This is a genomic window from Candidatus Rokuibacteriota bacterium (assembly GCA_016209385.1).
Classification (GTDB): Bacteria; Methylomirabilota; Methylomirabilia; order Rokubacteriales; family CSP1-6; genus JACQWB01.
Genome location: JACQWB010000252.1, coordinates 1 through 8,312, shown reverse-complemented (window position 1 = coordinate 8,312; position 8,312 = coordinate 1). Strand labels below are relative to the sequence as shown.

General features: G+C 70.4%; 7 protein-coding genes and 1 pseudogene. All 8 read right to left on the bottom strand.

Going from position 1 to position 8,312, the window contains the following annotated elements; translation table 11 throughout:
* Positions 1 to 359: 359 nt before the first annotated feature.
* On the bottom strand, positions 360 to 1,631 hold the full coding sequence (locus HY726_18810) for a hypothetical protein (GenBank protein ID MBI4611047.1): 1,272 nt from the start codon (positions 1,629 to 1,631) through the stop codon (positions 360 to 362).
* Entirely contained in the window at positions 1,628 to 2,230 is a 603-nt protein-coding gene (locus HY726_18805; protein ID MBI4611046.1) for a molybdenum cofactor guanylyltransferase, read from the bottom strand. The genes HY726_18810 and HY726_18805 overlap by 4 nt, the downstream gene beginning before the upstream one ends.
* Positions 2,231 to 2,342: 112 nt before the next feature.
* Entirely contained in the window at positions 2,343 to 2,888 is a 546-nt protein-coding gene (locus tag HY726_18800; protein MBI4611045.1) for a threonylcarbamoyl-AMP synthase, read from the bottom strand.
* 107 nt (positions 2,889 to 2,995) lie between these two features.
* On the bottom strand, positions 2,996 to 3,514 hold the full coding sequence (gene purE, locus HY726_18795) for a 5-(carboxyamino)imidazole ribonucleotide mutase (GenBank protein ID MBI4611044.1): 519 nt from the start codon (positions 3,512 to 3,514) through the stop codon (positions 2,996 to 2,998).
* Positions 3,515 to 3,537: 23 nt separating this feature from the next.
* On the bottom strand, positions 3,538 to 4,818 hold the full coding sequence (gene purD / locus HY726_18790) for a phosphoribosylamine--glycine ligase (GenBank protein ID MBI4611043.1): 1,281 nt from the start codon (positions 4,816 to 4,818) through the stop codon (positions 3,538 to 3,540).
* A 1-nt stretch (position 4,819) separates the two neighbouring features.
* Positions 4,820 to 5,704: a tetratricopeptide repeat protein gene (locus HY726_18785; GenBank protein MBI4611042.1), complete on the bottom strand. Its 885-nt coding sequence runs from the start codon at positions 5,702 to 5,704 to the stop codon at positions 4,820 to 4,822.
* 130 nt (positions 5,705 to 5,834) lie between these two features.
* The gene (purH, locus tag HY726_18780) at positions 5,835 to 7,424 is read right to left on the bottom strand and encodes a bifunctional phosphoribosylaminoimidazolecarboxamide formyltransferase/IMP cyclohydrolase (GenBank protein ID MBI4611041.1); all 1,590 of its coding nucleotides are present in this window, start codon (positions 7,422 to 7,424) and stop codon (positions 5,835 to 5,837) included.
* A gap of 59 nt (positions 7,425 to 7,483) precedes the next feature.
* A pseudogene (locus HY726_18775) lies at positions 7,484 to 8,191 on the bottom strand (2OG-Fe(II) oxygenase).
* Positions 8,192 to 8,312 lie beyond the last annotated feature (121 nt).

Sequence of the window (8,312 nt, the reverse complement as noted above, 5' to 3'; positions counted from 1 at the left end):
GTCTTAGGGATCTCCACCTTGGGCGGCTTCCGCGGCATGGGCTTCCGCACCCGCTGATGGACGGGCTTTTGCTTCACGCCCCGATGCTAGCACACGCGCGATGGACAGAGGGCGCGGCGACTGGGCCGCCGATCGCGCAGAGCAGGCAGCGGGTGGCACGGCCCCTCCCCACGCCTACGGCGTCGGGGGCCCGGCCCCACCCACGCCTTCGGCGCGGGTACCGGGCGCGCAGCGGGGCGGGGCGGGTGGGTATAGAGCGAGCACGGCCGGGGTGGTCGGCGGGACCGGGTACCCGCGCGGTGGGCGCGGGTGCGCTGCCGGCGAGAACTGAGGCTGCTCGCCGTGACAGGACCCGCCCGTCAATCCAGGGGCACTTCCTTCGAGAAGATCGTGAACGCCGAGCGACGCGTCTCGGCGAGCGCGACCTCGAGCTGACGCCGGCCGCGCTCCGCCTGGGGGATAGTGGCCTTGAAGAACTTCGTGTAGAAGTGGTCGGGCTCGACGACCACACGCGCCCTGAGCTTCAGGCCTCGGCGGTCGATCCTGCGGGCATACTTCATGGTGAACGTGGCGCCGGGAGCGAGGCGCGTGTCGTAGAACTCCCGGGAGAGGTCCAGCGGGGCCTCGCGCCCGATCACGCTCTCCTCGCGGCTCCGGGGGAGCGGCCGCCTGGCGGAATCCACCAGCTCGAGCCTGAGAAACACCTTTGGCGTGAGATAGGTCGGGAAGAGGTGGCCGACCCCTCGGTTCGTCACGGTGAGGGTTGCCTCCACCTGCTCGCCAGCCCGGTAGCTCGGCTTCGAGAGCTTGAGCTGGATCGTCACCCCCGAACGCACCATCTCGGGATCGTGGATCCCCCGCCAGAGGTGGCGCCGGTCCGGCATGTGACAGTCCTGGCACTGGGTCCCCTGCGCCGCGTACGGGCTGGCCTTCCACTCCTCGTAGGTGTTCTCGAGAAGCTTGCCGTTCAGGGCGAAGCCGTCGGCGTCGAACTGGTGGCAGCTCTTGCAGAACTCCGAGCGGAGGAAGGCCGGTGTCCGGGTGGCGCCGTTGTGCGGGAGCTGAGAGCGCTCCGTTGCCGACACCAGGCTGCCGTCCGGCTTCGGAGGCCCGAACCGCTCCCAGCCCCTGACGTGACAGGCGGCGCAGGTAATTCCCTCGGCCTGAAGGGCTCTGGAGAAGCTCGGGTTCTTCACGAAGCTCCCCCGCCCGGTTTTTTCGAGGCGCTCCAGCTGCTCGGCCAGCGGGGCGTGGCAGTTCTGGCAATCGCGCACGCCGGCCGGATCCTGCCGGATCATGTCCACGAGCTGACCCGCGACGCCGGGCCCCATCGCTTTCGCGTGGAGGCTCGTCCGCCAGTCGGCGAGCTGGGCCGGATGGCAGACGCCGCAGTCTTTGGGGGCGAGCGAGGCCTCGATCGGGGTGAACTTCTGCGGCGGACGGCCCTGGGGAGGCAGGGGACGCGCCCAGTGCCTGCCGAGAAATTCCAGGCTCGCCTGGTCCGCCGGCGGCGGCTGGGCCTTGGCCTGTTCGGCTACCCCGACAGGCGAGGAGAACCGCTCGGGCACGGGCGCCACGAGAGCCACGACGGCCAGCGCTGAAAGGAGGACCCAGGCGGCGGGGCGCCTCACGCGGTGCCTTCGAGCCCGGCGAGAAGCTCCCGGGCCCGGGTGAGCTCGTCGGGGGTGTTCACATTCATGAAGCAAACCGCCGGGTCCCGGTAGCGCGCCACCTCGGGCTCGGGGATCTCGCGGACGCGCACCCTGTCGAAGAAGCTGATGATCTTGAAGCGCCTCGCGCGGAGCAGCGCTTCCATGTGGGGGAGGCAGGCTTTGCCATAGAGCGCGTGCATCGTCTCGAGCCGATCACCCACCCGTGGGATCACCACGTCGGCGGTCCCGGCGTGGGAGACCACGAGCCGGACGACCTCGGGGTGGAGGAACGGCATATCGCACGCCACGGTGAAGGCGTCACCCCTGGCGGCGCGGAGCCCCGAATAGATCCCGCCGAGCGAGCCGTGATCGGGAAAGACATCGGGGACCATGGGGAGGCCGAGGAAGGCGTAGCTCTCGGGCGTGTTCGTGACGATCAGGAGGTCGGAGAGCGCAGTCCCCAGCGCTTCGACGATGCGCTCGATGATCCGCTTGCCCCCGAGCTCGATCAGCGCCTTGGGCTTCCCGCCCATGCGCGTCGATTTCCCGCCCGCCTGGATCACGCCCGTGACGGTCATCGATCCTCGGAGGGGGGCTCCGCCCCCCTTCCGATACCTCCCCCCCGAGAAGTTTGCGTGGGCAAAGCCCACGCTCGAAGCGGCGGAGAGCAACCGAAGACGATGGTAATCCTCATCCCGCGCCCCGGATCACTGTCGAGATGTCGAGGGCCCCCGCGCGGACGAGTCGTGGCGGTGAGACCGAGACGTCAAGGATCGTGGATGGCCGGCCTCCCCGTGTTGGCCCGCCGTCCAGGATCAGGTCGATCCGTCCCTCGAAGTAGCGCCTGACGCCGTCCGCCGTGGTCGGCGGCTCCGCCCCGCTCGGGTTCGCGCTGGGCGCCGTCACCGGCACGCCGCAGGCGCGAACCAGGGCGAGCGCGACGGCGTGGGCCGGCATCCGCATCCCGACTGTCCCCGTGCCGGCGGTGAGCTCGGTCGGGAGCTCCGGCGCAGCGCGCAGGACCAGCGTCAGCGGTCCCGGCCAGCAGCTGACCATCAGCCGTCGCGCCAGGTCGGGCACCTCCAGGGCGAGGGACTCGGCCATCTTCACCGAATCCACGAGGAGGAGGAGGGGCTTGGACTCGGGCCGCCCCTTGACCTCGAAGACCCGCGCCACAGCGGCGCCGTCGAGGGCGCTGGCGCCGAGGCCGTAGAAGGTCTCGGTCGGAAACGCCACGAGCCCGCCGCGCCCGATGCAGACAGCAGCCTCGCGGAACTTCTCCGGATCGGGAGCGAACGGGTCGACGGAGCGGAGTCGGGTGGGATTCGGACGATCGGGTGAGATCAGCTCTTCCTCTTGAGTTGCTCGGCGAGTTTCCGCGACCGCTCCTCCACCTCCGAAGCCTGGGCGGCCCTGAAGGCGGCGAGGCGCTTCCTCACGCCGTCGTCCGTGAGGGCGAGGATCTCCGCGGCGAGGAGCGCGGCGTTGGCCGCCCCCCACCCGCCGATCGCCATCGTCGCGACCGGCACCCCCTTGGGCATCTGGGCCATCGAGAGGAGCGCGTCCAGGCCGTTTAGCGGAGTCGACGCCATCGGGACGCCGATCACCGGGAGCGTCGTCTCGGAGGCGAGAAAGCCCGGGAGCGCCGCGGCGCCGCCGGCCCCCGCGATCAGCACCCGGATGCCGCGCCCCTCGGCCTCGTGAACGTAGCGACGGGTCCGGTCGGGAGTGCGATGGGCCGAGGCGACGACCACCTCGTGGGGGATCTGGAGCTGGTCGAGCAGCTTCACGGCCTCGCGCAACACCTCCAGGTCGGAATCGCTCCCCATCACGATCCCGACCCGCGGAGCGTCTTTCGGCATTGTCCCTCCCGACGAGCGTTTCGTCATGCCTTCGCGTGCGCCAGCGCCCTCCGGCCGATGTCCTTCCGGTAATGCATCCCCTCGAAGCCGATCCTGCCGACGGCCTCGTAGGCTCGGCCGATGGCCGCAGCGATGTCCCCTCCCAGCGCGGTCACGCCGAGCACCCGGCCTCCTGCCGTGACCAGAAGGCTGTCCTTGACGGCGGTCCCGGCGTGAAACACGGTGACGCCGGCCAGGGCCTCGGCCTCCTCGATCCCGGCGATCGTCTTGCCGCTCTCGTAAGCGCCGGGATAGCCGCCGGAGGCGAGGACGACGCAGACCGCCGCCGCGGGCCGCCACCGGACTGCGGTCGGCAAGCCGCCGCCACGCGCGACGGCGGCGAGGAGCGGGAGCAGATCCTCGCCGAGCCTGGGCAGGAGGGCCTGGGCCTCGGGATCGCCGAAGCGGCAGTTGAACTCGAGCACCTTCGGGCCGTCGCGCGCGATCATGAGACCCGCGTACACGACGCCCCGGTAGGGCCGCCCTTCGGCCGCCATGGCGGTCACCGTGGGCGCCAGGATCCGCTCCATCACCTCCCGGTGCAGGCGCTCGTCGATCACAGGCGGGGGCGAGTACGCCCCCATGCCGCCGGTGTTCGGCCCTCGGTCGTCGTCGAAGACGGTTTTGTGGTCCTGCGCCGCACCGAGGGGGAGTACCCGTTCGCCATCGGTCAGAGCGAAGAACGACGCTTCCTCGCCTTCGAGGAACTCCTCCACCACGATCTGCTCGCCCGACCGGCCGAAGGCCTTCTCTTCGAGGCAGAGCGCGACGGCCCTGTCGGCTTCCTCGAGGCTCTGACAGAGGATCGCCCCTTTCCCGGCCGCCAGGCCGTCCGCCTTCACGACGAGCTGAGGGCCCAGTTCGCGGCAGAATGCGCGCGCGGCACCGGCATCCTTAAAGACCCCAAACCGTGCGGTCGGGATTCCGTGCTTGGCCATCAGCCCCTTGGCGAAGGCCTTAGAGGCCTCGAGATCAGCCGCCGCCTTCGTCGGGCCGAAGATGGCACGGCCCTGGGCCTGGAACGCATCCACGATCCCCGCGGCGAGAGGCTGCTCGGGCCCGACGACCGTGAGATCGATCCGCTCCTGACGGACCAGCGCCAGGAGGTCCTCGATCGCATCAGCCTTGATGGCGACGCATCGCGCGAGACGGGCCATCCCGGGGTTGCCCGGCGCGGCGTAGAGGGCGGAGAGGCCCGGACTCCGGGCCAGCGCCCAGACCAGCGCGTGTTCTCTGCCGCCGCTGCCGATCACCAGCACCCGCATCTCATTCGTCCTCCGGTTCGGTCAGGTGGCTGCGCGCGACAGCAGCCCACGGGCTCGCCCGGTCCAGCTGCAGGTAGATCTTCCAGTGGCGCCGCGCCTCCTCGTTCTCCCCCGTGCGCGCCAGGAGCGAAGCCAGGTTGAAGTGGGCGTCGGCATAGCCGGGGTCCTGCTCGAGGCTCCGGCGATACCACTCCGCCGCGGCCGCGGCGTCGCCGAGGTCCTCGTGGAGCGAGCCCAGGTTGTACGCGGCCTGGACGCACGCGGGGTCGGCCTCCAGCGCGACCCGGTAGCACTCGCGGGCCTCGGCGTAGCGGCCCATCCGGTGGTGGAGCAGGCCGAGGTTGTTCCACGCCGCCGCGTACGTGGGGTCGATGACGACGACGCGTCCGTAGGCCTCCACCGCCTCCTCCCAGCGCGCCGGATCCTGGTCCAGCTCGCTGGCGCGCTGAAACCAGACCTCGGCGGCCTCGGCGGGCGGGACGAGCGGGCGCACGACCCCTCGGGCCAGCGTGTTCTCCACCGCCGACGCCAGACCTTCGACGTCCAGAGCCATCACCGTCTGCCCGCTGCGCGGATCGAACCTCACCCGCTCGCTCTCGGCCAGGAGCTTCCCACCCTCCAGGATGAGCCGGATCTCGGCCAGCGGGGTCTCGGCCTCGGGCAGGAACCGCTTCAGGTCGTCGAGGGCCTGGCGGATCTGGCGGACCGTCGCGCCGGTGTCCAGGAGGTCGGCGGCGACCCTGAGCCCCACGACTTCCCTGAAGCGATAGCCAGCCCCCTCCGGCTTGAAAAGCCCGAGCCGCCTGAGCTGGGCCGAGCGCCTCGGCGTGATCCGAAGGAGCCTGACCACCTCCCGGTGGCTGATGAGCCACTCGCCCCCGCCCATGCGCGTCCTCGCCCTTCGGTGGGGGCCCCGTTGGCCCCCTCCTAAGCCTCCCCCCTCGAATCGGTTGCGCGGGCAGAGCCCGCGCTCGGACGCGGTCGAATTTCGGCAGCGGCATTACCTCGACACCCTCCTAGTGGCGGAAGTGACGGATCCCGGTCAGGACCATCGCCATCCCGTGCTCGTCGGCGCAGGCGATGACCTCCTGGTCTCTGACCGAGCCTCCGGGGTGGATGACCGCGGTCGCTCCCGCCTGCGCCACGACGTCGAGCCCATCGCGGAACGGGAAGAAGGCGTCCGAGGCGCACACCGTCCCCCTGGTCTCGAGCCCGAGCTCCTTCGCGCGCAGGACGGCGAGCCGCGCCGCATCCACGCGGCTCATCTGTCCCGCCCCGACGCCGATCAGCTGGTCGCGGGTGGCGAGGACGATGGCGTTGGACTTGACGTGCTTCGCCACCTTCCACGCAAACCGAAGCCCCGCCCACTCCTCGGCGGTGGGCGGGCGCCGCGAGACCACCGTGAGCGCGCCCTCATCCAGATCTTTCGCATCCGCGTCCTGCACCAGGAGCCCGCCCGGCACGCTCCGGTACTCGAGGCGCGGCTGCAGGAGACTTCGACGGTCGCAGGGCAGCTCCAGGACCCGGCACTTCTGCTTCGTCCGCCTGAGCTCCTCCAGCGCGGCGGAGGCGTACGACGGGGCGATCAGGACCTCGATCAGGATCCCGGCAAGCTGCTTCACCGCTTCGAGCTCGAGCGGACGGTTCACGCCGACGATCCCCCCGAAAATGGAGACCGGGTCCGACGCCTTCGCGCGCCCCAGCGCCTCGGCCACGCTCGCGCCGAGACCGACTCCGCACGGGTTGGTGTGCTTGATCACGACGGCGGCGGGCTCGTCGAACTCCATCACGAGACCGAGCGCGGCGGAAGCGTCCAGGAGATTGTTGTAGGAGAGCTCGGGACCGTGGAGCTGGCGCGCCGCGGCCAGCCCGAACGGGGAGGCGTCCACAAGCCGGTAGAACGCCGCGCTCTGGTGGGGATTCTCGCCGTAGCGGAGCTGCCGGAGCAGCTCGGCCTCGAGCTTCAAGACGGGCGGGAACGCCGGCTCTGCAGACGCCTGGGCGGACCGCGGCACGGCCTGGGGATCGCGGAACCAGGCCGCGATCGCCGCGTCGTACTGGGCCGTCCGGCGGAACGCCTCGCGCGCCAGGCGGTAGCGCGTCTCCCTCGAGAGCCCGCCGCGCTGTCTCAGCTCGTCGAGGACCGGCGTGTACTGGCCGGGGTCGGTGAGCACCACGACCGATTCCCAGTTCTTGGCCGCGGCCCTGATCAGGGTTGGGCCGCCGATGTCGATCTGCTCCACCGCCTCATCCGGCTCGACGCCGGGACGCGCGACGGTTTGCTCGAACGGGTAGAGGTTGATCGCGACGAGATCGATCGGCGGGATCCCGTGGGCCTGGAGCTGGGCAAGGTGCTCGGGCTTCTCGCGCCGCGCCAGGATCGCCGCGTGAATCTTCGGGTGAAGCGTCTTCACCCGCCCGTCGAGCATCTCGGGGGCCCCCGTCACCTCCGAGACCTCACGCAGCGGGATCCCCGCCTCGCGGAGGACCTTCGCCGTCCCCCCGGTGGAGAGGATCTCCGCCCCCAGGGCGACCAGCCCGCGGGCGAGGTCCACCACACCGGCTTTGTCGTGCACACTGACCAGCGCCCGCTTGATGGAACTCATCGTCCGCCCCGGCCGCTCCCTTCGGGTGCGCCGGCGGTGCGGGACCTCCCCCCGCCCAGGACAGCCCGCACGCCGAAATAGGCGAAGGCATCCTTCAGGTTCGAGAAGAGCCGCTTGAAGGTCGCCATCTCCGGGTTCGTGACGTACTCCATGGTGAGGCTCACGCGCTCCTCGCCCTCGCCCAGCGGGGTGATCGCGTGGTAGAGCTTGTCGCCGTTGAAGATCACGATCGAACCCGGGACTGTGGCGAGCTCGAGCTCGCGCGTCTCCCGTCCGGGGTCGTCCTTGTAGAGCTGGCAGACGAGGCGCGAGCTCGACCGCTCGACCAGCCCCACGAGGACCGTGTACCGGGCGCCCTTGTAGTACGAGGTGTCGTAGTGGAAGCCGATGTGATCACCGGGCTCGGTGTAGTAGTAGAGCGCGCAAGCGTGCGGGTCGTTCTCGGGGCACGGCATCACGCGCGCATCCGCGAGCCGGCCGAGGAAATCGACGAAGGCGGGGGACTTGTAGAGGTCGAGGAAGACCGGCGCCTTCTCCGAGAGCGCGTAGTAGCTGACGCTGCCGCCCTTCTTGTGCCGCGGGATGTAGTTCCGGTGGAGGTTGGGCTTGAGCTTCTCGACCTCGGGGACGATGTGCCGCTCGACAACGTCCGGCGACAGGAACCGCTCGAGGAAGACGAGCTCGTCCTGCTCCCAGTACTGGCGCCGGACCTGCTCAAAGTCCAGGCCCGCGACCGCAGCTTCGACCGCCCGCGCCAGGTTGTTCATGGGCACAAGACCGCTGGCCTCATTCCTCACCCGGCAGCACGAACGGGACGGATGCTCCTGAGAGTCTCTGCGTCAGCGGCCTGCGCTCGATAGAGGTCCCACCGAAGCTGAAGGTTCATCC

Bases quoted from the DNA above. Each gene is read 5' to 3' on its own strand.
- HY726_18805 (MBI4611046.1), bottom strand. From the start codon at position 2,230: ATGACCGTCACGGGCGTGATCCAGGCGGGCGGGAAATCGACGCGCATG.
- purE (MBI4611044.1), bottom strand. From the start codon at position 3,514: ATGCCGAAAGACGCTCCGCGGGTCGGGATCGTGATGGGGAGCGATTCC.
- purD (MBI4611043.1), bottom strand. From the start codon at position 4,818: ATGCGGGTGCTGGTGATCGGCAGCGGCGGCAGAGAACACGCGCTGGTC.
- HY726_18785 (MBI4611042.1), bottom strand. From the start codon at position 5,704: ATGGGCGGGGGCGAGTGGCTCATCAGCCACCGGGAGGTGGTCAGGCTC.
- purH (MBI4611041.1), bottom strand. From the start codon at position 7,424: ATGAGTTCCATCAAGCGGGCGCTGGTCAGTGTGCACGACAAAGCCGGT.